At 44.6% G+C, this 24,712-nt stretch carries 23 protein-coding genes and 1 pseudogene; 3 read left to right on the top strand and 21 right to left on the bottom strand.

Features of this window, described 5'->3' with window-relative positions:
* Nucleotides 1–15: 15 nt before the first annotated feature.
* The 5 genes from GT360_RS09055 to GT360_RS09035 all read right to left on the bottom strand — a co-directional run bounded on the left by GT360_RS09055 (nucleotide 16) and on the right by GT360_RS09035 (nucleotide 5,533).
* Nucleotides 16–1,236 (bottom strand): M20/M25/M40 family metallo-hydrolase, encoded by a 1,221-nt coding sequence (locus GT360_RS09055; protein ID WP_164648548.1) that lies wholly within the window; start codon nucleotides 1,234–1,236, stop codon nucleotides 16–18.
* A 186-nt stretch (nucleotides 1,237–1,422) separates the two neighbouring features.
* A complete protein-coding gene (locus GT360_RS09050; RefSeq protein ID WP_164648547.1) occupies nucleotides 1,423–2,508 on the bottom strand; it encodes a PQQ-dependent sugar dehydrogenase in 1,086 nt (361 codons plus the stop codon).
* A 145-nt stretch (nucleotides 2,509–2,653) separates the two neighbouring features.
* Nucleotides 2,654–3,904, bottom strand: coding sequence for a uracil-xanthine permease family protein (locus GT360_RS09045; protein WP_164648546.1), 1,251 nt, complete (start codon nucleotides 3,902–3,904; stop codon nucleotides 2,654–2,656).
* Nucleotides 3,905–4,432: 528 nt separating this feature from the next.
* Complete coding sequence (locus GT360_RS09040) at nucleotides 4,433–4,990, bottom strand: hypothetical protein (protein WP_164648545.1); 558 nt, start codon at nucleotides 4,988–4,990, stop codon at nucleotides 4,433–4,435.
* Between the two features lie 3 nt (nucleotides 4,991–4,993).
* Nucleotides 4,994–5,533, bottom strand: a complete 540-nt coding sequence (locus tag GT360_RS09035) for a YaeQ family protein (protein WP_164648544.1) — start codon at nucleotides 5,531–5,533, stop codon at nucleotides 4,994–4,996.
* Between the two features lie 173 nt (nucleotides 5,534–5,706).
* Here GT360_RS09035 and GT360_RS09030 point away from each other — a divergent pair, with 173 nt between their 5' ends.
* Entirely contained in the window at nucleotides 5,707–6,726 is a 1,020-nt protein-coding gene (locus GT360_RS09030) for a polysaccharide deacetylase family protein (protein ID WP_164648543.1), read from the top strand.
* On the opposite strand, the gene GT360_RS09025 is transcribed toward GT360_RS09030, so the two are convergent.
* The 3 genes from GT360_RS09025 to GT360_RS09015 form a co-directional block, all read right to left on the bottom strand.
* Nucleotides 6,716–7,111, bottom strand: coding sequence for a nitrous oxide-stimulated promoter family protein (locus tag GT360_RS09025; RefSeq protein WP_164648542.1), 396 nt, complete (start codon nucleotides 7,109–7,111; stop codon nucleotides 6,716–6,718). The two genes, GT360_RS09030 and GT360_RS09025, sit on opposite strands and share 11 nt — an antisense overlap.
* A gap of 170 nt (nucleotides 7,112–7,281) precedes the next feature.
* Nucleotides 7,282–8,388: a M20/M25/M40 family metallo-hydrolase gene (locus tag GT360_RS09020; RefSeq protein ID WP_164648541.1), complete on the bottom strand. Its 1,107-nt coding sequence runs from the start codon at nucleotides 8,386–8,388 to the stop codon at nucleotides 7,282–7,284.
* A gap of 183 nt (nucleotides 8,389–8,571) precedes the next feature.
* Nucleotides 8,572–9,093 carry a lipocalin family protein gene (locus GT360_RS09015; RefSeq protein ID WP_164648540.1) on the bottom strand — a complete coding sequence of 174 codons (522 nt, stop codon included), beginning with the start codon at nucleotides 9,091–9,093 and terminating at the stop codon, nucleotides 8,572–8,574.
* 346 nt (nucleotides 9,094–9,439) lie between these two features.
* Here GT360_RS09015 and GT360_RS09010 point away from each other — a divergent pair.
* Nucleotides 9,440–10,807, top strand: a pseudogene (locus GT360_RS09010) (aldehyde dehydrogenase family protein); the annotation flags it as partial.
* Nucleotides 10,808–10,944: 137 nt separating this feature from the next.
* On the opposite strand, the gene GT360_RS09005 reads toward GT360_RS09010, so the two are convergent.
* From GT360_RS09005 to GT360_RS22060, 3 genes are all read right to left on the bottom strand, one after another.
* On the bottom strand, nucleotides 10,945–11,988 hold the full coding sequence (locus tag GT360_RS09005) for an acyltransferase family protein (protein ID WP_420825446.1): 1,044 nt from the start codon (nucleotides 11,986–11,988) through the stop codon (nucleotides 10,945–10,947).
* Between the two features lie 78 nt (nucleotides 11,989–12,066).
* Nucleotides 12,067–12,417, bottom strand: a complete 351-nt coding sequence (locus tag GT360_RS09000) for a hypothetical protein (protein ID WP_164646941.1) — start codon at nucleotides 12,415–12,417, stop codon at nucleotides 12,067–12,069.
* 91 nt (nucleotides 12,418–12,508) lie between these two features.
* Nucleotides 12,509–12,727, bottom strand: coding sequence for a hypothetical protein (locus tag GT360_RS22060; RefSeq protein WP_239502542.1), 219 nt, complete (start codon nucleotides 12,725–12,727; stop codon nucleotides 12,509–12,511).
* Nucleotides 12,728–13,035: 308 nt separating this feature from the next.
* On the opposite strand from GT360_RS22060, the gene GT360_RS08995 reads away from it, so the two are divergent.
* Nucleotides 13,036–13,692 (top strand): DUF2726 domain-containing protein, encoded by a 657-nt coding sequence (locus tag GT360_RS08995; RefSeq protein WP_164648537.1) that lies wholly within the window; start codon nucleotides 13,036–13,038, stop codon nucleotides 13,690–13,692.
* Nucleotide 13,693: 1 nt separating this feature from the next.
* Here the strand turns inward: GT360_RS08995 and GT360_RS08990 are convergent, their stop codons facing one another.
* From GT360_RS08990 to GT360_RS08945, 10 genes are all read right to left on the bottom strand, one after another.
* Nucleotides 13,694–14,734 carry a GGDEF domain-containing protein gene (locus GT360_RS08990; RefSeq protein ID WP_164648536.1) on the bottom strand — a complete coding sequence of 347 codons (1,041 nt, stop codon included), beginning with the start codon at nucleotides 14,732–14,734 and terminating at the stop codon, nucleotides 13,694–13,696.
* A gap of 135 nt (nucleotides 14,735–14,869) precedes the next feature.
* Nucleotides 14,870–15,055, bottom strand: coding sequence for a hypothetical protein (locus GT360_RS21895; protein ID WP_164648535.1), 186 nt, complete (start codon nucleotides 15,053–15,055; stop codon nucleotides 14,870–14,872).
* 167 nt (nucleotides 15,056–15,222) lie between these two features.
* Complete coding sequence (locus GT360_RS08980; protein WP_164648534.1) at nucleotides 15,223–15,753, bottom strand: hypothetical protein; 531 nt, start codon at nucleotides 15,751–15,753, stop codon at nucleotides 15,223–15,225.
* A 46-nt stretch (nucleotides 15,754–15,799) separates the two neighbouring features.
* The gene (locus GT360_RS08975) at nucleotides 15,800–17,935 is read right to left on the bottom strand and encodes an LruC domain-containing protein (protein WP_164648533.1); all 2,136 of its coding nucleotides are present in this window, start codon (nucleotides 17,933–17,935) and stop codon (nucleotides 15,800–15,802) included.
* A gap of 352 nt (nucleotides 17,936–18,287) precedes the next feature.
* Complete coding sequence (locus GT360_RS08970; protein WP_164648532.1) at nucleotides 18,288–18,929, bottom strand: sugar transferase; 642 nt, start codon at nucleotides 18,927–18,929, stop codon at nucleotides 18,288–18,290.
* A gap of 31 nt (nucleotides 18,930–18,960) precedes the next feature.
* A complete protein-coding gene (locus GT360_RS08965; protein WP_164648531.1) occupies nucleotides 18,961–20,133 on the bottom strand; it encodes a glycosyltransferase family 2 protein in 1,173 nt (390 codons plus the stop codon).
* Complete coding sequence (locus GT360_RS08960) at nucleotides 20,130–21,224, bottom strand: glycosyltransferase (protein ID WP_164648530.1); 1,095 nt, start codon at nucleotides 21,222–21,224, stop codon at nucleotides 20,130–20,132. The genes GT360_RS08965 and GT360_RS08960 overlap by 4 nt, the downstream gene beginning before the upstream one ends.
* A gap of 126 nt (nucleotides 21,225–21,350) precedes the next feature.
* A complete protein-coding gene (locus GT360_RS08955; RefSeq protein WP_164648529.1) occupies nucleotides 21,351–22,811 on the bottom strand; it encodes a GumC family protein in 1,461 nt (486 codons plus the stop codon).
* Nucleotides 22,808–23,926, bottom strand: a complete 1,119-nt coding sequence (locus tag GT360_RS08950; protein ID WP_164648528.1) for a glycosyltransferase — start codon at nucleotides 23,924–23,926, stop codon at nucleotides 22,808–22,810. Before GT360_RS08950 ends, GT360_RS08955 begins: the two co-directional genes overlap by 4 nt.
* Nucleotides 23,919–24,662, bottom strand: coding sequence for an acyltransferase (locus tag GT360_RS08945; RefSeq protein WP_164648527.1), 744 nt, complete (start codon nucleotides 24,660–24,662; stop codon nucleotides 23,919–23,921). The genes GT360_RS08950 and GT360_RS08945 overlap by 8 nt, the downstream gene beginning before the upstream one ends.
* Nucleotides 24,663–24,712: the final 50 nt, after the last annotated feature.

Raw genomic sequence — 24,712 nt, 5'->3', positions numbered from 1 at the left:
TCGTTATTTTTAATTTTAAATGTTGTCTAGACGGACATGACTATTTTTCAAGTCGTCACGAGTGATGCCTTTACCATCATTTAGCTCGTTAAAGTGGCGAAGCAGACTTGCAATGGCATGAATTGACGCCAGCAAATCGCCTGTGTGTGCTGATTCTGATGAAGTATGCATGTTGCGGATCGGGTAACCGATAGATATCGCAGCACTATCAACACCAGCAAGCGCTGCTGCCATACCATCCGTGCCCATATCTCGACCAGAAAAATCAAGCTGATGAGGGATATTTTGCTCACGGCAAATGTTTTCAATAGATTGAACTAAGAACTCGGATACCACAGAGCCACGAGAGACAGTAAAACCTTCACCCATTTTTAGAGGGTTCATATTACGGCTTCCGATACCCGGTGCTGCTTCATAATCATGGTTGACATCTGTCGCGATGAGAACATCGGGTTTAAGTTCACCAACGAGCTGTGTCGAACCGAAGCGACCAATTTCCTCATGAGTCGCGATAGTGTATAACACGCGAACGTTATCAAGCCCTTCGTTGGCAACAAGACGAGCAATTTCGGTGACAGAAAAACAACCTAAACCATTATCAAGGTATGCACCGTAGAAGGTGTCTGGAGACACGCCATGCTTGATTGGGCGATCGAGAATGATTGGATCACCAGGGCGTAACCCAAGCGCTTCTACTTGCTTTTTACGGTCTTTACCATGGGTGTGTAGTTCGAGGTAGATAGATTCAGGTTTGATGCCTTGCTCGCCGGTGCGTTGTGCTGGCGTAGAGAAGTGGATTGCGCCCAGTGCTTCAACGGTACAACCTTCAATGACTTTGAAACTGTTTGGCTGGTCTGGGTTTTGACAAAAGACCTTCACTTCATGACCAATGAGAGTTGTCGGCAAAAAAGAATCCGTATTGATCCAAACCTTGCCATCATTATCGATCTTACGTACTTGCATACGAATTTTGTCTGCGTGGCCCACAATCATCACACTCACTAGGTCATCACGGCCAGGATGTGAGTCGAAAACGATTCCAGCATTCCCTTTAAATTGGTGGACACCCCAAGTTGTAGGCATGAACGACTCAAATTCAGGCTTAATGACCCCATAGCTCATAGCCGCTTCAAAGCCGATAGGGGATGGAGAGGCAAGAACCTTTTTCATAAAGTTGAACTGTTCTTGTGGCATCGGTGTCTGCCATGCGGTTTTTTGTGTGTTTTTTAACGTCATCACTTAGCCTTTCTGAAATAAGGGACTTTGGAACTAAAAGCAGCGTTGAGTCTTGTGTCACCACCGTTGCCTTGCGTGAGGTGCAAATAAGTGAAGGGTAACAGCGACAATACTGCTCACTTATCCCCTAAACCTAAAGATTGTTAGTCACGACTTCAAGTAAAATGACATTGAGAAAATGGAAAGTCACTCAGGTTGCTTGGAAATTAAACGATAGATATTGCCATTGTCGGTTGAGAAGAAGATTTCGTTGGTCGGGCTTATCGTAATGTCTCTGATTCTCTCGTTGAGGCTCCCAAGGATTCGAGCATGTTTGTGTAGTTGGTTATCTTTTATTTCTACGACATTAATGTGAGCGAGTTTAAGTGCTCCTGCGAGCAGTTTACCGTCTAGCTCCGGGTATTTGTCACCTCGGTATAGAACGATATTGCTTGGTGCGATAGAGGGAATATAGACAAGCTCCGGGTCAACCATGCCGGGTAGAGATTTCGCCTCGCCAACGTCGAGCGGGCCCCAATATTCACGTCCATGAGAAACCCTTGCCCAACCGTAGTTGGCGCCTTTTTCAATTCGGTTAATCTCATCACCACCTCTTGGACCATGCTCGATAGACCACAGAGTTTGACTAGGTTCATCATAGAAGAGTCCTTGAGGGTTACGGTGGCCATATGACCAGATCTCAGGGAGAGCCTCGCTGTGATTTGAAAATGGATTATCAATGGGAGCGTTGCCTTGCAGATTCAGTCTAACGATTGTCGCGGCATGCGTTGTGACGTCTTGTCCATTGTCTCGCTCACCTCGGTCACCAATAGAGACAAAGAGATGTCCATCTACAATTTCAATTCGACTACCAAAATGGCGAGAGGTGTCACTTGTAGAATCCGCGACGAACAGTTCTGTAAAGTTTTGAATTTGGTCTTTGATGAAATCTGCTTTAGCGACAGCCAGCGTCGCACCTTCAGGGGTTGGTTTGCTATAGCTGAAAAATAACGTAGTGTTTCCCGTGCTGTCTTTGTAGGAGGTAACGTCCAGTAAGCCGCCTTGCCCACTATTGAAGATATCTTTGATCGTATATAGACGTTGTGTTTGCCCGTTATTAAGATCGAGTAGAGAAATCTTACCGTCTTTCTCATTGATGATGAGTTGATGTTCTGTCACAAATTCAATCGCCCATGGGATAGACAAGCCTTGGGCAACTCTTTCTACATCGTAGTTAGCGAATGTTGAGAAGGGAAGTAGTAAACCTGTGAATAATGTCAGCAGCCTATGCATCGTTGTTCTCTCTTAAGTCTTTATTTTTGTTAGAGGGGGCTTTAATAAAGTTATAGACCATAGAGAGGCTTTGTGATGTTGTGAGAAAAGAAAACGCCCAAGAGATCTCTTGGGCGTTGAAAGCTATCATTTGGGCTAAATGGTTTTACGCTTTGTCTTCTTCCATTTGCGCATTATCAACAACGTGATTCTCACCGAGTTGACGAGGCAGAATTTGGTTGAGCAAGATAGCGACAATACCGCACAAGCTCACACCCTGAAGGCTGAAATCACCCACACCAAATGCCATGCCACCGATACCAAAGACCAGTGTCACTGCGACAATCACCAGGTTTCGCGAGTCATGTAGATCGACTTTGTTCTTAATTAAAGTGTTCAAACCAACCGTCGCAATAGAGCCAAACAGAAGGATCATGATGCCACCCATTACCGGGACTGGGATGGTTTGAAGCAGTGCACCGAGTTTACCAATCAACGCTAATGCAATAGCCGTAACAGCAGCCCATGTCATGATGATAGGGTTAAAAGCTTTGGTGAGCATGACCGCACCAGTCACTTCACTATAGGTGGTATTTGGTGGAGCGCCCACCATCGATGCTGCGATGGTTGCGACCCCGTCACCAGTGATGGTGCGATGAAGTCCTGGTTTCTTCAGGTAGTCCTTACCTGTTACGTTCGAGATAGCAAGCATATCACCAACGTGCTCAACAGCAGGGGCTATTGCGACAGGAATCATGAACAGAATAGCGTTAATGTTAAATTCCGGCATAGTGAAGTTAGGCAGTGATAACCAAGCGGCTTGAGCAACTGGAGTAAAGTCAACAATACCAAAGCCAAGACTTAGTGCATAACCAACGGAGATACCGCCAAAGATGGGGAGTAGTTTTAAAAAGCCTTTAGCAAAAACACTGATTGCGATCGTTGTAATCAATGATGCTGCTGAAACCCAAAGCGCGGCATTGCCATCAATTAATTGAACTGCTCCATCTCCCGTTTTACCCAGTGCCATGTTGACCGCAACAGGCGCTAAACCCAAACCGATCACCATAATGACAGGGCCTACCACGACAGGTGGGAGTAAGCGATGAACGATTTCGACACCCTTGGCTTTAATTAAGCCTCCCATTGCTACATAAACAACACCCGCTGCCATCAAGCCGCCCATCGTGGCAGGTATACCCCAAGTTTGTACCCCGAACATAATTGGAGCGATGAAAGCAAATGAAGAGGCGAGGAAAATGGGAACAGTACGACGGGTAATAAACTGAAAGAGCAGTGTGCCGACACCAGCTCCGAATAGAGCCACACTTGGGTCAAGTCCGGTTAGCAGAGGTACCAGTACCAAAGCACCAAAGGCGACAAACAACATCTGTGCACCCTGAATCACATTCATCATGGTTAAATATCCCTATTTATCGAAGAAAAAGATCAAAACGGCAGGAGACTAGCATGTTCGGCATGCAGTTGGAGTTGATCAAATCAATTTATTTTACCTATGGATAATACCACTTGCATAGAATGTGAAGTGCAACACGATCTGCAAGGAATTGTTCCACTTTAACGTTAAAGGAATTCAGACTTTCAAAGGAGATTTGGGGCACTGCAATGGCATCTTGACTAACTAATGATGGGTAACAATAATCGCCCAGGACAGTCACAAAATTTCCGCTTTATATTTAAAAATCATTAGAATGAGAAAAGGATTACAGAATGTAACATCTTTGGGTAGGTGATTTTCCGTACAAGTATTGATATCTTACCCGGGACTTTTAATAGGTACTAATGATCTGGTTATCGAGTAAAATCATCATGCTCACAGGGATGTATCTCTACAAGAAGTACAAGGAAAGACAGGTAGATTCTGAAGCCCACCAATAGGTGGGTTTTGTTTTTCTGCGATATGAGGATGCTCTTTTTTACAAGGTTAATTAAGCCATTTCTCAAACCACTTTTTCCAAAGTGGTTTGTTTGTTTCTGAGCTTTGAAAAGCACTAATGCCTTGATAATAAGCTTTGTTTAACTCGCACCTCATTACTTCAACCTCTGTATTTAACACTCCGGATAGCGCCTTTGATACTTCAGTCGCGTGATCGTTGGCTAAGCTAAAGTCTAGGTTCATACGACCTTGCAGAAACAACCAAATGTAACTAGAAAGCCACAGTTGTTTGATAATCGGCGCAGAAAATTTCTCTTGATGCTCCGTTTCCAAATGCGTTTCAAACACCCTTTGCATTTCGGACAGAGAAGCTTTCTGTGACAAAAATTGTCCCATTAAATCTTGGTGATGATAGGAAAACAGCCCGAGAAATCTCTCAAGTTCAGTCATGTCTGGCTTCTTAGATAGGCTCTTTTGGTATAGAGGCCACAATGACTTCTCAATCATGACCAGATCGGATTGTGAGCAGCTAACAAGAGAATTCTGATTAGGTAGATTAAGCCCCAACTGTAACAGTTGAGGGTAAAAGCTGTTTTCCTGGTTCATGGCTTAGTCTTCAGCGTGAAGCGTTTCGATAGAGATAGTAATTGAGTCGCTACCCGTATCAACATAGATATCATTGCCTGTCAGCATTACCGATATGTCCATGGTGCGAGTCAGAGTTTCGCCAAATTGGTCAAGCGCTTCGCTATCAATCTTATAAATACCGTCACAAAAGCCAGTGATTTTTGTTTGGTTTTGTTGCCACCATTGGTCAACCGATGTGTTGTAACCGTAAATGGATACGCGGCTAGCGACACGAGAGGCTTTCTTGACGCGATCCAGATCAGGTTCACCTAATTCTACCCAACGGCGAATATCACCGTGTAACTCTTTTTCCCATAGGTCTGGCTCATCTGTTGTGCTCAAACCTTTTGTGAACTCAAGATCTTCAGTATAACCATGACAGTAAGCCAAGATACGCGCGCATAGGCGGCGTTCATTCTCTGATGGGTGTTGTGCAACGGTAATGTTGCTTGAAGTGTAGAGATCACGGTTCATATCGCTCAGTGAAATGCGAAACTTGTAAATCGTTGGTTTTAGAGCCATTTGGGATACTGCTTTGATTTAAAAATAAGATTCTATCAGAGAGTGGGGTAAAGGGCATGCCAGATTTCGGGATTTCACCGACAGTGAAACTTAACGTGAAACTGACGTATGGTTTCAAACCGAGTCTGCTAAAATATACGGAATTTCATTTATTTAAGCGAACAATTCTCCTGATGAAACGCCCAATTTTTGCACTGTCGCTTCTACTTACAAGCACACTTACTTATGCGCAAGCGCTTAATGTTCTTATTTATCACCATGTCGATGACAATACACCGCACTCTACATCGACGAAAGTTGATGATTTTATTGCACAGCTCGATGCCTTTGAAGAGCAGGGCTATGAGATCGTAGATCTAGAAAGCACCCTCAAGCAGATCCAAAGTGGCGAAAAGGTTGAAGGGAAAAAGCTCGCTCTAACGTTTGATGATGGATTCAGGTCTGTGTGTGATACGGCGTATCCAATTCTTAAACAAAGACAATTACCCTTTACTGTATTTGTTACGACAGACCCTATCGATGCGAACTTCCAAGGCTACTGCTCTTGGGATCAGCTACGTGATATGTCACAACATGGTGCTACCATTGCCAATCACACTTTAGACCATGCCTTTTTAGTACGAGAGTCCCTACAAACTGAAGAATGGTTCGAGCGTGCAACATCTAACATTGAGATGGCGCAACAACGTATAGAAGAGGAAATTGGGACTGCGCCGATGCTCTTTGCTTATCCTTATGGGGAGTATAATTACCCACTGCGTGATTGGTTAAAAGAGCAAGGTTACGTTGCTTTTGGTCAGCAATCTGGTTCGGTAGAATTTAATAGTGATTGGCAAGCCTTACCAAGGTTTAACGCCGCTGGTTATTATGCGAGTGTTGAATCGTTGCGCTTTAAAATAAATGCAAGGGCGTTGCCTACCAATTTCACGCTGTTACCAGACCCAGTTGTAGCAGAGTCTTTGCCTGCACTCAGAGTGGAGCTCGAACCATCGACAGAGGCTCATTATCCACACTTGCAATGTTACTTTAATGGACAAACGGTTGATGTCGATTGGCATGACAAGACAAGCTTCACTGTATTACCGCCAAAAGAGCTAGTGAATGGTCGTCACCGCATAAACTGTACCGCACCACATCGAAATGGTTCCCCGTTTTATTGGCTATCGCAGCAGTGGTTGGTGGTTAACCCCTAGCTTTCTCTTTACGCAGGGCTCGATTGGAGAGCCCTGCTGGTGGCTTATCTGGAAAAGCTTTACGCTCCTTGATTAAGTGACGAATGGCCAGAATAGGGTGGTGTATGAGCATTCTTGGGCCAGCATATCGCATTACTGCTTTCATTGCTTGCTTTGGCTCTGGTTTGTAGCAGTGAATAGGGCACCGGTTACAAGCCGGTTTAGCGTGACCGTACGGGCATCGATCAAGCCTTACCTCTGCATAATCAATGAGCTCCTGGCACTGCTCACAAATCGGTGAGCCTTGATGGTGTTTTTGGCAGTACAAGTAAACCATGTGAGAGACGGTTTTGAACTCGGTACCTAAGCTATCTTTCAGTAGCTCACTTTGGTGGGGTTTACTCATGGCGATAAACATTTAAATGAAATGTATGTTTAATTTAGTGGTAAGTGGGCTGAGACTCAAGAAGAAAGTGGATAGAGAATGGGAGAGTGAGCGTTGTCGGTCAAAAATAGAAAGGGCGCATGATAGCGCCCTTGAAAGAATAGCTTACGCTAGATAATCGTGAAGATGGATTATCGTGTTACGTATTGACGGATGAAATCAGAGATCTTCACCATGTCGTCGATTGCAATGTACTCTTCAGTTGTGTGCACTTTGGCCATACCTGTTGATAGGTTTAGCGTATTAATGCCTTTCGCGAAGAAGTTGTTTGCGTCACTGCCGCCACCAGTCGGTTGGCACTGTGGCTCAATACCGATAGCCTCAAACGCGCTCTTAACGTCAACAATATGTGCGTCAGTTTCTTCGATACGGAAAGCGTTGTATGCACGGTTAGATTCGATTTCTAGCTCTGCGCCATGCTTGTCTGCAGCCGCTTGGAAAGTTTCAACCATGTGAGCCACTTGTGCTTCTAGTTTCTTGTCACACAGAGAACGAGCTTCGGCAGCGATTTTTAGCTCAGGCATTACGATGTTTGTCGCTTGACCACCGTTAACGGTACCAATGTTAGCCGTTGTCTCTTCATCGATACGCAGTAGCTTCATGTTAGCGATTGCATCTGCAGCAACACCGATAGCGCTGATACCAGTCTCTGGAGCAAGACCCGCGTGAGCTGGGCGACCTTTGATCGTCACTTTCAGGCTTTGCTGACCAGGCGCAACGTTGATGATAGTGCCGATAGGACCGCCTGAATCAAGAACGATCGCCTTGTTTGAAGTCACGTTCGACATATCGAAGAACTTAGAACCGAAAAGGCCACCCTCTTCGTAAACGGTAAAGGCAAGTTCGATCGTTTTGTGCTGAGCGTTCTGCTCTTTGATCACGCGAACCGCTTCCATAATGGCAGCAATACCCGATTTGTCGTCACCACCTAGGATGGTGTCACCAGCAGAGCGGATAATTCCGTCTTCAATAACAGGTTCAACACCGTTACCCGGTGCAACCGTGTCCATGTGGCAGCTAAGAAGAATGCTGTCGTCAAGTTCACCCTCAAGACGCGCGTAGACGTTGAAGCCGTTAGTGTAACCCTCAGGCATTTCAAGTTTGTGGACTGTAAAGCCTAGGTTGCCTAGTTGCTCTGTCAGTGTCTCCGCGATCTGTTTCTCGTTGCCTGATTCACTATCAATCTTTACAAGTTCAATGAAGTGATCGACAAGGCGTTGTTGGTTAATCTGAGTCATAATTCTTCTCTTTTGGAACGGAACAGTCAATCTAGACTGATTGTTAGAAAAAAAGACTGCGCTGAATCAAAAAAGTGGTGTGAATGATAGGTTCTGCAACGAAAATTAACATTTAATATGACAAATTGACGAAAGAGAAGTGCAATCAGTGGCATTGAATGCGCTTCTCTTTAAGGTGGCGAGCTAATCGTGTGTCGGGTAGATGAGCTGCTCAGTATCGAACCCAGCTTGCTGAGCAATTTCTTTATATCGATTCAGCTGTTCGGCCTCTAGCGTAGGTGTTCTAGATAGAATCCAGAAATAGTCCAGATTCGGTCCACTGATGAGTGCAGTGGAGTAATCTGGTTCTAGGTGAAAAACGATGTAGCTGCCATAAAAAGGGCCAAAAAATGAAACTTTGAGATAACCCTGGTCACTGCTGTCTACAAACTTCGCTTTACCGACCGCTTCACTCCATTGCTGCTCTTTCTCATTCCATCCACGGTTAAGCACGTTAACACTGCCATCATCATTAAGTGCGTAGGTTGCCGTAATTTTGTTGAGACCGCGCTCAAAACTGTGATCGAGTCGTGCGATCTCATACCAAGTTCCCAGGTACTGGTCGAGTGCAAAAGGCGAGACTGGCTCGACATTTGACGGCTTTCCAGTGCAACCGGAGACTAAGAGAGAACCGAGTATTAGACAAAATACTTTGATTTGATTCATAGCGATACATCCTTGCTAACGTTGCCAGAGTAGCTCCATTAAACCGTGCAGAGATAATTCTGTAAACAATTGTTTAACAAAAGAGTCTGGGGAGACAAGGAAGTGATCACTAAAGATACCAGATGATATATTGATAATATGCACAATAATGTGACTGCTATATTTAACTTATTGTAAATATTGATTTTTGTTGCTGATTTTTGAACGAAAGTCTAACAATCAGTCAAAGCGTAAAATATTGAGAGTGGTCGGAGGTTTACTGTCACATACATGCCTTAGTTTCAGTTGCTTATGTATTTGGTCGTCTTATTTGATGACTATTTTGGTAAGTAATAAAGGTGATATCATGACTACAAGTTCTTTTGCAGAGCTTGACGCACTCGTGGCTCGAGTAAAAAAAGCCCAAGAAGAGTTCGCAAATTATACACAGCAGCAAGTTGACGACATTTTTCGTGCGGCGGCTTTAGCGGCTTATCAAGCTAGTCAGTCGCTTGCTGAGCAAGCCGTTGAAGAGTCTGAAATGGGCATCATTCAGGACAAGATCATCAAGAACCAGTTTGCTTCTGAATATGTGTATGAGCAGTACAAAGACGAGAAAACGTGCGACATTATCGAAGAGAACTCATTGCATAACTCAATGACAATTGCTGATCCTGTCGGTGTGATTTGCGGTGTTATCCCGACCACAAACCCTACCTCAACAGCCATTTTTAAGTCTCTAATTTCACTGAAAACACGCAACGGAATTATCTTTTCTCCGCACCCGCGTGCCAAAGAGTCGACTAACCGTGCTGCAAGCGTCGTTCTTGAAGCGGCGGTTGCTGCAGGTGCGCCAGAAGGGATTATTGGTTGGGTAGATAAGCCCTCAGTGGAACTATCGAATGCCTTGATGACGCATCAGGATATTAGTCTAATTTTGGCGACAGGTGGTCCAGGTATGGTGAAAGCCGCATACTCTTCGGGTAAACCAGCGCTTGGTGTTGGGGCTGGTAACGTACCCGTCGTGATCGATGAGTCAGCGGATATTGAGTACGCGGTTGAGTCAATAATTAAATCCAAGACATTTGATAATGGCGTGGTATGTGCCTCCGAGCAAGCTGCTATTGTTGTTGAAGGGGCTTACGAGTCTGTTAAGCGCGCTCTGGAGGGAAATCACTGTTATATCTTGAGCGAAAACGAAGCAGAGAAAGTGCGTTCAGTATTGCGTAAAGATGGATGTTTGAATCCTAACATTGTCGGGCAGTCTGCGTATGAAATCTCGTTGATGGCAGGCATCAACGTGCCGGTAGGGACAAAAGTGTTGGTCGGTGAGGGGCTAGGAAAAGTAAATGTTTCTGATGCTTTTGCACATGAAAAACTATCGCCAACACTAGGACTATTCAAAGCTGATAGCTTTGAAGATGCAGTGGAACAAGCCGTTACGATGGTTGAGCTGGGTGGTATCGGGCATACATCTGGAATGTATACTAATCAAACTCTGCACCCAGATCGCGTTCGTTACTTTGGTCAGAAAATGAAAACGGTACGCATATTGGTTAATACACCAACATCACAAGGTGCAATTGGTGGAATCTACAATACGATTATTCCACCTTCATTGACGCTAGGGTGTGGTACATGGGGAGGCAACTCAATTTCTGAAAATGTTGGCCCTAAGCATCTAATCAATAAGAAGATTGTTGCAGCACCACTGGATAAGCATTTAATGGCAAAAAAAGTGGCTAACTCTTCGTTTGCAGATGAAGTCAACACCCTAGCCACGGGAACTCAGGGATAATTATTCCTTGTGTCTTTGAGCGTATAACTAAAGAGCTCCGGGTAATCCCCAGAGCTCTTTTACATTACAACTTTTTACTTGAAGAACAGCTTGTTGATGCTGGGTGAACGACTAATAACAAAGGTCAAAATAACCGAGCTAATCAGTGCACCAAAAAAAACAAGACCATCTCTTGCTAGGCTCTGAGTTTTAAGGACCGCAGCGAGATTACTCATATAGATAATCAACAAAAGATGAAGTAGGTAAATACCCAATGTCATGTTTGCTATGGCATATATCCAAGGGTGGTTACCCCAACTAGGATTTGCTAAAAGAAGTAAAAAAAGCCCGACAGCCCACAATGATGTACTGAACAAGAAATCATGGATTCTGAAGTCGATATCAAATTGCGTGAGCGCGAATGCTTCACTAAAGTGGCCAATGAAACCTATCAGCATAATCATCGTTGCTTGCAGAGATGACAGACGCAAGCGGTGTTGTCGAATCAAGAATCCAGCGCTCACCATGAGTAAGCTAAAGAAAGGACCATTGCGAGTAAAAAACAGCGGTTGCAAGTCGGTTAATGGTTGGTAGCTTCCAGCTAGCACACCGTAGAGATAAAGTGACACTGATAATGGCAGGAGCCAAGCTGCACGCTTTAGGTGGACTAACACTGCAATGATGCCAACGGCCATGATGAGAGAAGGTAAAAACCAAAGGTGCACCATCCCCCCTTCAAGAAAAGAGTTGAGTGGAGCTTGTGCTAGGTAGCTCCAATAACCGCTGCGCTCTGCTAACCACCCGTCTTGTGAGAGAGTGTGTAGGTTGAATGGTGCGATTAAATAAATAAAGCTCCATATAACCCACATAAAGATCAGAGGCTTGCAGTAACGCCATCCGGTTTCTAGTGGTGTTTTTTCAAGTTTAGGTTGGAGAAAATAGCCAGAGGTGATGAAGAAAAATGGCACAGCAAAGCGGGAAAGCTGATTGATGATGTTGCCTAGCCAAGGTTCATTGTTGAGAAGCGGGTACCCTGTCATTAATTGGCTATGAATAGCGATGACCGCAATGATGGCGATCACACGTCCTAGCTCTACACTGGCAATTTTTTGATGTTCAGTCATGGTAATTGAATAGATTGAGGAAACTTGTCTCTTTTACCTCAAGACCGAATTATATACCAACTAGTTTAATCGTTTTTATCTTAACTTTGCGAGCTAAAGCGTTGGATTATCAAGCTGTTGTTCCGTTAACCATAGAGAAAGGGTCGTGTTTGCATTAGCACAAGAACCAAACAAAATTTGGTATTCAGGATCAAAAGGTTCACCAATATAGGTGGTACGGATCATCTGGTCAGTCTTTAGGTCGACTTGTGTGACAACACGTCCTTTGAAGTTGTGAAACACTGCAAATTGATCGCTTTGGTAGATGAGCTGTTCGGGAAAGTAGACGAAACGGTCATTAGACGCTTTTAGTGTACAGCTCAGAGAGTAGCTCATTGCTGATTGTGTTGAGAAGGAGATAGAAAAGGCTAAAAGTGCAGTGCTGGCGAGAAGGATTTTTTGCATAAAAAACACCGAACGAATTGATTTGATTATTAGTATAGTCAATAGTTCGGTGTTGTTTGCTTGAATTCGATCTGGCTCTGATACATTCGGTTTATGCCTCGCAGGAGTATTCAGCTCTCCATATTAAGCGGCTTGAGCCCTGCATAGAATCAAGAACCTGTTGACCAGACATTTGCGGGTATGCTAATACCACGTCTGAAGATTCAAGTTCACGCTGGGGGGAATATGCTCGCACATGGGTAAAAGTGGTGCTTAGATGTTCTTTCAGTACTCCTTGTGACAAACAGATCCCTAAACAATCTTTGTTCATAGTTCCTCCTTTCACGGTTACTTTTTAATAAAAATTAAAGCATTCCTGACCAAACTTTAGCCAGTTTACTTGCTCGTAGATTTGATTTGGATCAAATATATTTCCTAATGCGTGCAATCTTTGGGCGTCGATTTCATGCGCTTTAAGGCCTATTTAATTGTGTAAACGTTACCCATGTAGAGCCCACAAGGGCTCAATATATGGACAAAGTTTTTCTAAAACAGCTGGCCCAGAATAAAAAATGTAGGGGATTTGAGGGCAGTTTTGGTTACAATCCTATGAACTAGTCAAGTTGGGTTGAATCAGGCATGCAGAGCATTTTTATCATTTTGATCGTTTTGGTGGTTTTCTTTGTTATTGTCCAAAAGCGAGTGATAAAACCAGATGAGTTGAAAGATAGCCGTTATAAAAAGAAGGCTGCGGTTTTAAATAACCAAGAGATCGCATTTTTACAGGCGTTGCAGGAAGCGGTAGGAAAGCACGGTATCATTATGCCCAAAATTGCAATGACGAAAGTGATCGCCCCAATTGCGGCTAATAAGAAGCAATGGTTTGTCTCCAATACACGTATCGCCAAGAGTTATTTTGATTACGTCATTTGTGACCCGCGTACCATGGAAGCGAGGGTGGTGATTGAGCTTGATGATGGTCGTGAGTTAGACAAGGGTAAAGCGGAAAGACAAAAGCTGCTTATCCATGTGTGCAAATCCTCTGGTCTCCCACTGATAGGTACATCTCACAAGCATAGTTATCAAGTTGGGCGCCTGCGTCGTTTACTAGCAGCACATATCGACTTAATCGAGCCAGATCAGGAAGTTCGTTTCTGTAAAAAATGTCATAGTCCAATGGTGATAAAAGTCGCAAGTCAGGGTGACTACAAGGGGCGTCGATTCTTTATCTGTAGCCGAGCCCCTCACTGCAACTACACTGAAAACTACAACGTCGTGTTTGAGAGTCAGGAGTAGCCTAGTAGGAGCTGGCTGGTGTCAATTCCATCTCTTCTTGGGCGCAAACTTTTACCTGATTACGCCCGCTTTGTTTAGCCCGATAGAGCTCAGTATCCGCCAACATGAGAACCTTGCTTAAGTCGTGCTCTTCACACGCGCAAACGCCGATACTGAGTGTAAGATGGAGATTTTTTGTTTCCGCCAAGAATCGGTGTTGGTATATTTCGCTGCGTATCGCTTCAGCAAGCCTAGCTGCTTGCGTAACGGACTCTCTTGGAAGTAATACACAAAACTCTTCGCCACCAATTCGATAGACATCCGTATTGATTAATGTACTGAGTACCTGACCAATCTCTTGCAGCACTTTATCCCCACATGAATGGCCATATTCATCGTTGATCGACTTAAAATGGTCGATATCTAAGATAAGCATAGAGACTGGTTGGGAAGAGGTTTGTTGAGTCAGTTGTTCGTATTGGTGAATAAGTGCGAGCCGATTAAGACACCCTGTAAGTGTATCTTTAGTTGCTAGGTTGTGCAGGGTGGCCTCCGCGCACGCGCGATTATGCTCATAGGCGTGAGTGAGTAGCCAAATCGCAATGTAGCAAAGACCAATATTTGAAATGATCGAAGATGCAGCCACGTGTTCGGGGTACGTTTTGTCCACCAATATCGCGCCGTGAGTTGCGAGTGAAACAAAGCTTGCCGTAAAACCGTGTTTTTCCCCTAATAATGCGTAAAGCAAAACAGGCGATAATAACATCCACACTACCGCACCAGTTTCTAAAGGAGAAAGAAGTGAGGTTGCACAACCTAATAGAATCGTGAAGTACGCATAAATCAAAACAACATATGTCGATGCTGCTTTTTTTTTCGTGCTGCAGTAAACATAACCGCAATATAGACCACAGAACATTTGAATAGCGGCCAAGGCGTATTCGCGGTCAATAAATAGATTAATCGTAGCGAGAATTGGAAGAAGAAAGCTAAAGCACAAGCTAGAGAGCGCAAGCAGTTTGTTTCTGGACTGTTCTGCGTAGTTGAGAAAGAATGAATCCATGCGCTCTGTTTCTTATCCTGTTAAATGAAAGTGACATATTAATATGAATGTGGCATGGATCAAAATATTTGTGGAATAGAGATCACAGAGTGTGATCTCTACATCGAACTAAGAAAGTGGCTATTTCACAACAGTTTAACAGTTGAGGCTTTGCAGAAGGTGGATGAGTTCTTCTTCGGTTTTAGGTTCCGACTTGAGTTGTACGGAAGGTGAAGCCCCTCCCTTTAAAATGTATGCGTGCGTCGTGCAGTGATCGTAGTGGTACCAAAGCCCATTCACACACACGTCAGTGTAGCATCGAGTGTCTTGTTTCAAGTCCATAGAAAATCTCCTCTTCACACTTGATTAACATTTTAAACATACGTGCTCTTTGGCCTGCTCGCTATTGATAGAGATCAATATAACTCCACTTAACCGAGGGGCGTGTTGTAACTCAATGAAAAAGCAGCGAAAGGCTCGCTGCTTTATTGGTGGAAATGTGATGTGGACTAGTAATAAAAGGTGTTGTCATCCGCTGTTAGTTCTTTTTGAATAGGGTCGCTACCATCGTAAAACCAAACTTCAGCGAGTACTTTATCAATGCCGTCTGCGTAAATAATGTCGATGTTACCCGTTCCTGCTTCCAGCGCTTGGCCTGCGAGCTTGTGATCACCACTTGGTACTAGCATACCTGTATCAGACATTTCGTATTCACTGTAAATTGAGACGTAAGCACGTTGAGTCGATAAGCTACTGATGTCGATATCGATATTCATTTCAGTTATAGGGTCAAAGCTAAAGCCATCTGGAACAATCAGATCTTGCACTGTTTGTGCTGTTGATGTGATAGGCTCCACTACTGCTTCTACCTCCTCTGCAACTTCCTCTACCGCTGCTTCCACGACCTCTGTAACCGCCTCTTCTTCAGGTGCAGATGAGGTTTGGGCTGGTGCCGAGCCTCCGCCGCCTCCACCGCCACAGCCGATTAATGCAAAACTCATTACTAGGGATAGGTATAGGTTGTTGTTTGTGATGTTCATAGTCGTATTCCTTTTCGATATTTATTTCTGTGCGTTTTGCTATCGGTTATTCGTAAATTTTTGCGTCTACTGCGTTTTCACGTTCGTGCCATGTGTGGGCTTGAGAGCCAGCACTTTCAGCGTATTCAGCAAACTGAGGGTAAGCTTGTACTAGGTCCGTACGCTCTGTTGGCCAGCGCCACTCTTCTGTCATTAGTAGTGCCCATGGTAGGTTTTCTGCTGTCTTGAAGTAGATACCCTCAGATGGAGAGCTTGCATCCACACCCATATTCCACATTGCGTCACCGTTGAATTTTTCAGTTGGTGCGTAATCGGCTAGGTGCACTTCCCACTGACGCCCTGGGTGTAGCGGTAACCCTTCACCGTGGTAATAGCCAGGAGTTGCAAAGATGAACGGGTCATAAGGCATACCGAGCATCGCGCTAGTGTCAGTGTCTTGATTGATTGAAACGTGAAGCTCAAACATAAACTGCTCATCTTCTTTACAGTCCATCTGAGTTCTGTGGTAAGCACAGCCGGGCTTCATAGCAGTCACATCTGGAGAGACGATGAAGATAGCTTCATTGCTGTCATGCTCTAGTCCGCTGTCCAGCAGAAGCACATCATTGTGGTATTGGCGCGTTTTAGTTTGGTCAATATCGGATCTTTGAATACCTTTCAGGCGAACTGCAAATCCGTTGTGGTAGTCAGCACCCACCGCTGCTAAGCGACCTCGGATATAAGATTTTTCAACATTCCCATCACGTAGAATTTCAGTAACGCGGTAGTGCATGACAACGTCATTCATGTCGTAGTCTGCGGTGTATGGCCAGTTGTCTTCGTAGGCTAATGTTGCGTAACCCGATTCACTAGGGAAGTGTCGAACGGTGATGCCTTCACCCGTTACGGTTACTTGATGGTCTTCCACCTCTCCTGACGTTGCACCGCCAAAGTAGTTCAAGCCTTCTTGTTGACTAAAACGGAAGCGAGCCCATGTCACGCCGGATATAGCGTTGAAATCTACGTTGAAGACAATATTTTGTAGGCCCTCATCGATGAGCTGATCCTGAATGACGTGCTCGCCCTCATCATCAAAGTCGCCATCTTGGTTCCAGTCGAACCATGCGGTCAAATAGCCTTGTGTTGAAGCGTTAACTTGGATGACAGAGTCAAGACCCGGCTCAATCGCTGTAACGAAGTTGATACCGTCTTCATCGTCAATGCCCGTAGTATCATCGCTTAGAGGCGCGATTTGAGCATCAGTGTCGCCATCAGGATGTTGCGAACCCAAGTAAGTCGTGCCATCAAGTTGGTGGCGAGGACCATTGCTGGCAAGCGTAGTCAGGTAGGTATCAGGCGCATCACCAAAATCGATAGTCGAAGATTCATCAATCACTGGCGCAAAGGCACAGCGCGCACCGTCATTTTGGCCTGAAGCTGGGCCATCTGCAAATTTGACCGCGGTTACGTTGCCATTATCGATGTTTGACTGGCTTGAAAGGTCAATTCGGAAAATATGGCCATCTTGGTTGCGTGATAAGTAGTAGTAACCATTCACATCGAAATAGCCCGCACCGAAAGTACCCGTAACACCAATATCGCCGATTAACGTAGTGTCTCCGGTTGTGGTATCGAAGCGGTAAAGGATACCTGAGCCATTATCCACCCCGTAAAGTTGTTCATCATTTGGATGAAAAGCCATATCGGTTAGGCTGATTTTTGCATTGCTTGATACCTGAACGACATCTAGGACAGCATTAGGATCAGAATCGAGGGGTGACAAATCTATCATGAATAGGCCTTTTCCTTTGCGGTAAAGGAAATAGTGTTTATTGAATACATCACCAACATAAAATGTGTAATCCGTTGGTAAGCCATTTGTATTGATGTCTTCAACTTGGAAATCTTTACCCAGACGAACGATTTTCTTGTTTGTAGTGTCATAGCCAAAGATGTAACGGCTGTCGAAATCAAAGCCCACACCATTTACGTTTGCTGTAGTGCCTGTGTCACCTTGCAGTAACGTAGATTCACCTGTGACCAAGTTCACGCCATAAACTTGTACAGGTTTAGATTGGAATAAGTAGGCTTGGCTTGGGCAAGAATCGAAAGGTGCTGCATATGAGTAAGCAGCTTGGCCCATCATTGCAAGACCGATTAAAAAGCTGGTTTTGTTGATTGAGAATTTAGGTGTGTTGCTCATAACAATGTTCCTTATCACTGACGTTTTATCTGGTTACAGTAGATATAGCGAGGAACGTGCCAACTTTTATCTCAATGATTTTATTGAAAATTATCTAATTTTCTCAATATGATAATTCAACAGGCGGATAGTTACGTCGATATGAGAAGGGGTATTCTCAAATTGAGAAATTAGGCGTTAATCATGGCTGAAAGTGGAGAGAAAATGTAAATGGGATGGCGAGATCATCGTAGGGTGTGTTCGGCGGGACAAAAAAAAGCCCAAGCTAGGCTCGGGCGAAACTAAAAATGCTCAGGAACAATCATGAATACCAATATTGATAAGCTAGGACAGAGATGTGTCTAATCCAAATTTATTTTCCTCGTCCGTCCACCATGACCACAATAGTGCGGAAGACAATAGACATATCCGTTTTGAACCAATTGATTAAATTACCTTGTGACAAGGCGTAGCTGTGGTCGTAACCAACTTTTGAACGAACGTCCTCGATGCTAGTGTCATAGCCTTGGTTTACTTGAGCTAGGCCGGTAATACCAGGAAGAACACCATAAGTACGGTCAGCGAAGAAGGGGATTTCGCGCTCTAGAGTGGTATAGAAGACCGGGCGCTCTGGTCGTGGACCAATAAGCGACATCTCACCTTTCAGCACATTGAATAGTTGTGGCAGCTCGTCCAGTCTTGTTTTACGCAGGAATCTTCCAACAGGCGTGATTCGTGGGTCGTTATCTGTTGCCCAAGCAGCACCGCTTTTCGCTTCGGCGTCTTGATACATAGTTCTGAACTTGATGATTTCAAACAGTGCCATATGCTCGGGTGTGCTCTTGCCTACTCGGGTCTGCTGGTAAAAAACGGGCCCTTTCGACGTTGAAACAATCGCAAGTGCAATGATCGGAAAAATAGGTAGAAAAAGAGCGAGGCCGACTATCGCGCCGACTAAATCGAAACAGCGCTTTCCAAACCCTACTGCAGTTTTGTTATTTGTTAGTGTGTACATAGTAAATTCCTTTCTTTACCAAAGCTGACGTTCAAGCTCGGCAGCGGTTAACTAGATATTTGAGGCCACCGATTAAGTTGGCGAAATGTCCCATGAGAACATAATGAATGAGCTGGAAAGTTTTTATCTTGTTTGTGGCTGGAATCAGCCAGCAACACACTCCAACTCCATACACAAGTACTTGAGCAAGCACCATGCCAAAAAATAGCGGATTGTGAATCATCATTAAGCTGCTAATGAATGCTGCAAGCATAAGATATGGCGTCAGAAGGCGTAGCCCTTTACCAGAAAAGAAGGCGAAGGCGACACGACGAAAGCGTGGGTGGAATAGCTTACCAAGGAACAGTGCTTGTTGCATGTTACCTGCTGATATTCTCAGTCTTCTAGAGAAATCATCTGATAAATCAGTTGGTTCCATCTCTGTGGCGATGACATTGTTGTCGTACACAGCGTCGTAACCTCGGCTCACAATCTCCATGGGGATGATAAAATCATCGTTAATCATGCTGGTTCCAAGTGGTGTGAATAGGGCTGTGCGGAAGATATAAAAAGCACCATGTGCGCCAATCGCGGTCGCCATTTTTGCTTCCGCAAATTTCATGTCACATTGATATTCCCAGTATTTTTTCTCACCAGCAGAGCCAGATTCGTATAAAACGTACTGACCGTTGACCACACCAACGTCAGGATTCTCAAAATGACGTTCTGCAATCAATAACGCATCGATAGATGTGATTGCGGAGACATCACTAAAGGTAGTTAGGTCGGTTTCGACAGATTTCATTGCGTCATTGATAACCGCGACTTTGCCACGATTTTGCTTGCAATCATGAATGATAAAAAGCGTGTCCGCACAGGTTGCTTCTTGAATCGTTTGCTGAGCAATATTGACTGTTTCATCGGTACAGCCATCACAGTAGATCTCAACACGAAGCTTGTCCCTAGGGTAATCGATCATGGCTAAGTTTCTGATCTTCTGAGCAATCCACTGCTCTTCATTATATGCAGGGACAATGACAGTAATGGAAGGGCGAAAATAATCAGAGTGATTAAAGCCAAACTTACGCTCATTACCTTTCTTAATTTTTCGCGTACGATACTTAAGGTAAAGTTTAAGCAGTAGAGGGTAGCCTACGTGATGGTAGATGATCAGTAGGCAGCTCAAAGTGAAGATTGTCGTCCAAACCCAGTCTGATGTACTCATGCTGTCTCTCCCTTGATAGCAAGCATTTCATATTTGGCAATCATTTTGCGAATATCGTTGTTTTCAACGATAAATTGGCGCGGTGATGTTGCAACGACCTTTTTTGCAGCCGTGCTGAGTGTTCTAGCCATTTCGATGACTCGATTTGGCTTAATTAACGTACCGCTTTCTGGGCACAGTGTTTCGCTTGAGGAACCGACGTCGGTTACGGCCGTTGGAACGCCACAAGCTTGAGCCTCTAATGCTGTAAGCGGGAAACCTTCATGGCGCGATGGCAAACAAAATAGGTCTAGCGCCTGATAAAATGTTGTCATGTCATCAATGCGTCCAAGTAAGGTGACACGGTCGTTTAGTTGCATCGCATCAATAAGCTTTTGTAGATGTTCCTTTTGACTGCCGTCCCCGGCGATAACAAGGTGTACGTGGCTTGGTACATATCGCATTGCCTTGATCAACACATCGTGCCCTTTGACGATCTCTAGGCGACCCGCACTGCCGATGGTTTTTATGTTCTGTTTAATATTGAGCTTTTTTCTTGCTTGATATTTTGGACCTTGATTGAAACGAACAACGTCAATGCCATTGTGAATAGTTGATAGGTCTGAATAATTGAACATGTCTGATAGGCTCTGTCCTACGCGGTTAGCATCTGCAACGAGTTTAGGTTGTACATATTTTAGTAGCAGAGACTCCATGAAACGATTTTTTGTGTTTGATAAGTGCCAGACATCATGCTCAGTGTGGACTCGAACAGGAACCCCGGCTCTTTTGGCTGAGATACCGCCGTAGAGGAGTGGCCCAATATGATGGGTATGGACAACATCTGCTTCGCAAGTTATGAACAAGGTCTTCAAAGATTCAAAAACTTCAGTTTGGAAGCCTGGCTCTTTATTTAGGAATACCAACTTCTGTTCGTATTTAGCAAGCTTAGGCCAGTGAGAGATGGCTCGTTCCTTTGTGCCTTCAAGGCTTACCACATAGACATCCGTATTTGGGTCTGCAAAAGTGACAAAATCCAATACTAAGCTCTCTAAACCTCCTGGTGCTAGATGCTGTACGATGTGAAATACGGTGGTTTTATTTGTATTCATGTCGAGACCCTTAAGACGTTGTTGTTGTGCAATCTTGAAGTGATTAACCACTCCTCTCTTGATACTGCACGGTTTATGCCAACACTTAAGGGTCTGATTTAATGATATATTTTGTGTTAATGAAGATTAAATCTCATTTTGAGAATGAATTTGACGAGTCGTATTTGCAAACTTTGGTAGTGAAGTAATTACCGGAATATCTGTAAGTTGTTCGATATCTGAAGCGTTGCGAATGGTAGAATCGAACAGCTCGATCATAATTGAAATACCAATACCCAGTGCAATCCCACCAAACAGGCCGGCGATTACGAAGACGATGGCAGGTAGATTCGATGGTGTACTCGGCGTGTAAGGTAGGTCGATGACTTTAATACGCTTATCTTCTTCAAACTCACCGAGTGAGCCCGTCAATTCCGCCATTTCGTAGCGCTGAAGCAACTCTTCATAGAGCCCACGCTTTAGCTCTACGTCTCGCTGAAGGCGATAGACCTCTTTAACTTCATCACCAAAGCTGCGAGTGCGTTCTTCAAGATCGGTAATCATAGTCCGCATACTTGCCGTTTCTTCTTTTAACGCCTCGTATTGACCACGAGCCTCTTGCAAGCTCTGCAGTTGCGTCATTAACAGTGGTTGGATAGAGCTCGACGATTGAAGGTTTTGACTACTGGCCATATCCCACAATTGGTCAGTGTTTAGGTTTGGCTGCTGAGATTGAAGAAGCGTCTCTCGTTCAAGTTCCAAGCGCTCAAGCTCGCGTTTCTTTGCTTGTACCGCACTGTGATTATCTGTGTATTTGGCTTGCAATAGAGTAAGCTCACTACGAATTTCGATAATTTGTTCTTCTATTCGACCCACCACGGGGTTGGTCTGAGAAAGTTGTTGGTCGAGAGACCCAAGGCCTTTTTCTAACCCAGAAAGCTGTGCCTCTTTCTCTGCAAGCGTCTGCTTTAGAGACTCTATGCGCGCGTAGCTTTGATTTTGCAGTTCTGGAGTGATGCCTGGGTTTTGGTTGGTATAGTCTGCCAAGCGCTGCTCGGCTTGTTGTAGCTCAGTAAAGCGTTTGTCGATATGTTGCGAGAGGAAGGTACTTGAATCTCGAATTGAAGAACGCTCTGGCGCTAATACTTGTTCTACAAAATGCTTGCTGATGGTCTCTAGCAGTTCTTTCATTCCCTCTGGCGAATCGGCAGTGTATTGAATCTTTAGGAGATCCTTACCCATTTGACTCACACTTAAATTACTCGCGATGGTTGCGATGACTCTGTCTTTTTCTGCAGGAGAGGACTCTGGGATAATAAGACCACGTTCTTCTGCCACCATAGTAAGTACATGTCGACTTTTTAGCAGAGTTTTGATCGCATTCAAGCGGTCATTGAGCATCGTTGAAACAGCAAGATCTTCCAAGAAAGGGTTCATCTTAGCGGTTTCTTGAATCAACATGCTAGTGTGTGATGTGTATTTCAGCGGAGCAAGTTTAGATACACCTAGCGCAATGATTGGCAGGATAAGCATAGGCAAAACGATCACCCAACGACGTCGCCAGCCTGCCAATATGATGTGGCTAATTCTTAACTTCAGTTGCGTCATAGCAGCTCCAATAACCAATCAACAAATAAGGCACGTGTTGCCCAGCTTTCTGATTCAACCGTCCTTGGTTGAGTTTGAACAAGGCGTGGATATTGACTAAGAGCAGCAATGAACTCTTCCGTATCAGCCACCTGATTCAATTGATTTTCATACGCTTTTGCGGCAGGAAAAGGAGTATTGATTACTGGCTTACCCGCTGCAATATATTCTAGTAGCTTCAAAGGGCTACATGCACGAATCTGTTCGTTATCCTTAAAGGGTAGTAGGCTTACGTCCCAATGCTGACTATATTTTGGTAACTCGTGGTGCGGTTTGGGACCTAACACATGAATGTTGGGTAAATCAGCAAGAGGTTGGTAGCGAAGTTCGTTTTTACCAATAAAAACAAAGTTCCAACCGGGTAATGCTTTTGCTGCCGCATTGATCATGTCATAGTCTAGCCACTCCGATAGGCTACCATAAAAACCAGCGATAGGTTTTCCTTCTGGGAGGTCAAGTGCGCGCTCAGCGGGTTGAGAGAATCGCTGGAAGTCAACGCCATGTCGTAAGATATGCGTTTTACTGTCAGGGAACTTACTACTGATATTTTGGCTAGCCGCCAAGATGATGTCCGCGTGATCAGCCATATTGGTTTCATGTTGACTGATGGTGTCGTGATCGACGCCGGCAAGTGCATTGAAGTCGTCGCCACAGTAGTAGACTACGGCAGATTCGTCTAGTGTCCCACACAAGTCAGCGGCTGTTGGTAGCGAGGACCAAAGTATCGGTTTGTTAAAGCGATATTTTTCTAAAATCGGTTGTAGCTGCTTCAGCATTGCTTTTTTTGCCAGATCTCGCTCCCAATCGTGTTTAGGGGCTGGAATGGTTCTTAAGTTAACCACTTTGATGTTGTCAGGGATGTCGTTTCGAGTTTGATTATCTGCAAAATCTTGCTTGCCTCGCCCCATCACTTTTTCAAATACTCGTTTTGCATCATTGGCACTTAAGCGAGGTTTACGCAGACCAATGGAATTTACCCAAAGGATTTTTCTCTCTTTACTCAAGTTAGTGATAAGGTGTTGAGTGCTTGATGGAAGACCGCCGAAGTCTTCACCGAATACGATAAGATCACGCATGATTCGTCTCCTCTGTGTGTGAGGATGGTTCAATAGCTTTAATCACTTTCGCTGGGCTACCACCAGCAATAACGTAGGGTGGAATGTCTTGAGTAACAACACTACCTGCCGCAATAATTGCGCCTTCACCAATCGTGACACCAGATTTCACGATGACATTGGTGGCCAACCAGCAGTCTTTTTTTAGAATAATGTCGCCAATTTGCTCGATGTCGTCTGGCTCACTTGCCGCTCTGCGCTTTGCATCTAACGGGTGTCCTGAATAACCAAATAGGTTTGCTCGGCCAGCAATTCGAACGTTGTCTTCGATAATCACTTTCGTGCCAACCGCGATGGTGGTCTGCCAACCAATACCCACGTTGTTGCCGATTTCAAGGGTTGGGGTATGGCAATGGCTGCTTGCAGAGAAGGTCGTTTGACCCGAGATGCGACAGTCGTCGCCTACGTTGATAGTCATAGGCCCAGAGATAAACGGCATACCTGCATATAGGTATAGCTTGTCACCGCATCGGGTACAACGGCCGCGAAACGCTGGAGTTTGAATTAATATGCGAACCAGGTTGCTCCACGAGTCTCTTGCAAATGTGTAGGTTGCATAGAGTGCAGAGTTGATGAAGCTTGGGTACCTGACATCACAGACACGCACCGTTTTCGCGAATTGAAAGAGTGTTTTTGCCGTTGGGCTTTCACTCTCTTTTAGCCAACGTTTTAGTTGAAGTACCGGGGCATAATTCATGGTCACGTCCTCGCTTTAGTTTTCAATCCGCCTTTGAATCTAAGTTTGAG

This window comes from Vibrio astriarenae (assembly GCF_010587385.1).
Classification (GTDB): Bacteria; Pseudomonadota; Gammaproteobacteria; order Enterobacterales; family Vibrionaceae; genus Vibrio; species Vibrio astriarenae.
Note: the sequence above shows the minus strand (reverse complement) of the source record. Positions and strands in the feature narration are given on the sequence as shown.

What these genes read in the sequence shown, in the direction of transcription:
- GT360_RS09055 (WP_164648548.1), bottom strand. Translation starts at nt 1,236, where the DNA reads ATGACGTTAAAAAACACACAAAAAACCGCATGGCAGACACCGATGCCA.
- GT360_RS09050 (WP_164648547.1), bottom strand. Translation starts at nt 2,508, where the DNA reads ATGCATAGGCTGCTGACATTATTCACAGGTTTACTACTTCCCTTCTCA.
- GT360_RS09045 (WP_164648546.1), bottom strand. Translation starts at nt 3,904, where the DNA reads ATGATGAATGTGATTCAGGGTGCACAGATGTTGTTTGTCGCCTTTGGT.
- GT360_RS09040 (WP_164648545.1), bottom strand. Translation starts at nt 4,990, where the DNA reads ATGAACCAGGAAAACAGCTTTTACCCTCAACTGTTACAGTTGGGGCTT.
- GT360_RS09035 (WP_164648544.1), bottom strand. Translation starts at nt 5,533, where the DNA reads ATGGCTCTAAAACCAACGATTTACAAGTTTCGCATTTCACTGAGCGAT.
- GT360_RS09030 (WP_164648543.1), top strand. Translation starts at nt 5,707, where the DNA reads ATGAAACGCCCAATTTTTGCACTGTCGCTTCTACTTACAAGCACACTT.
- GT360_RS09025 (WP_164648542.1), bottom strand. Translation starts at nt 7,111, where the DNA reads ATGAGTAAACCCCACCAAAGTGAGCTACTGAAAGATAGCTTAGGTACC.
- GT360_RS09020 (WP_164648541.1), bottom strand. Translation starts at nt 8,388, where the DNA reads ATGACTCAGATTAACCAACAACGCCTTGTCGATCACTTCATTGAACTT.
- GT360_RS09015 (WP_164648540.1), bottom strand. Translation starts at nt 9,093, where the DNA reads ATGAATCAAATCAAAGTATTTTGTCTAATACTCGGTTCTCTCTTAGTC.
- GT360_RS09000 (WP_164646941.1), bottom strand. Translation starts at nt 12,417, where the DNA reads ATGCAAAAAATCCTTCTCGCCAGCACTGCACTTTTAGCCTTTTCTATC.
- GT360_RS22060 (WP_239502542.1), bottom strand. Translation starts at nt 12,727, where the DNA reads ATGAACAAAGATTGTTTAGGGATCTGTTTGTCACAAGGAGTACTGAAA.
- GT360_RS08995 (WP_164648537.1), top strand. Translation starts at nt 13,036, where the DNA reads ATGCAGAGCATTTTTATCATTTTGATCGTTTTGGTGGTTTTCTTTGTT.
- GT360_RS08990 (WP_164648536.1), bottom strand. Translation starts at nt 14,734, where the DNA reads ATGGATTCATTCTTTCTCAACTACGCAGAACAGTCCAGAAACAAACTG.
- GT360_RS21895 (WP_164648535.1), bottom strand. Translation starts at nt 15,055, where the DNA reads ATGGACTTGAAACAAGACACTCGATGCTACACTGACGTGTGTGTGAAT.
- GT360_RS08980 (WP_164648534.1), bottom strand. Translation starts at nt 15,753, where the DNA reads ATGAACATCACAAACAACAACCTATACCTATCCCTAGTAATGAGTTTT.
- GT360_RS08975 (WP_164648533.1), bottom strand. Translation starts at nt 17,935, where the DNA reads ATGAGCAACACACCTAAATTCTCAATCAACAAAACCAGCTTTTTAATC.
- GT360_RS08970 (WP_164648532.1), bottom strand. Translation starts at nt 18,929, where the DNA reads ATGTACACACTAACAAATAACAAAACTGCAGTAGGGTTTGGAAAGCGC.
- GT360_RS08965 (WP_164648531.1), bottom strand. Translation starts at nt 20,133, where the DNA reads ATGAGTACATCAGACTGGGTTTGGACGACAATCTTCACTTTGAGCTGC.
- GT360_RS08960 (WP_164648530.1), bottom strand. Translation starts at nt 21,224, where the DNA reads ATGAATACAAATAAAACCACCGTATTTCACATCGTACAGCATCTAGCA.
- GT360_RS08955 (WP_164648529.1), bottom strand. Translation starts at nt 22,811, where the DNA reads ATGACGCAACTGAAGTTAAGAATTAGCCACATCATATTGGCAGGCTGG.
- GT360_RS08950 (WP_164648528.1), bottom strand. Translation starts at nt 23,926, where the DNA reads ATGCGTGATCTTATCGTATTCGGTGAAGACTTCGGCGGTCTTCCATCA.
- GT360_RS08945 (WP_164648527.1), bottom strand. Translation starts at nt 24,662, where the DNA reads ATGAATTATGCCCCGGTACTTCAACTAAAACGTTGGCTAAAAGAGAGT.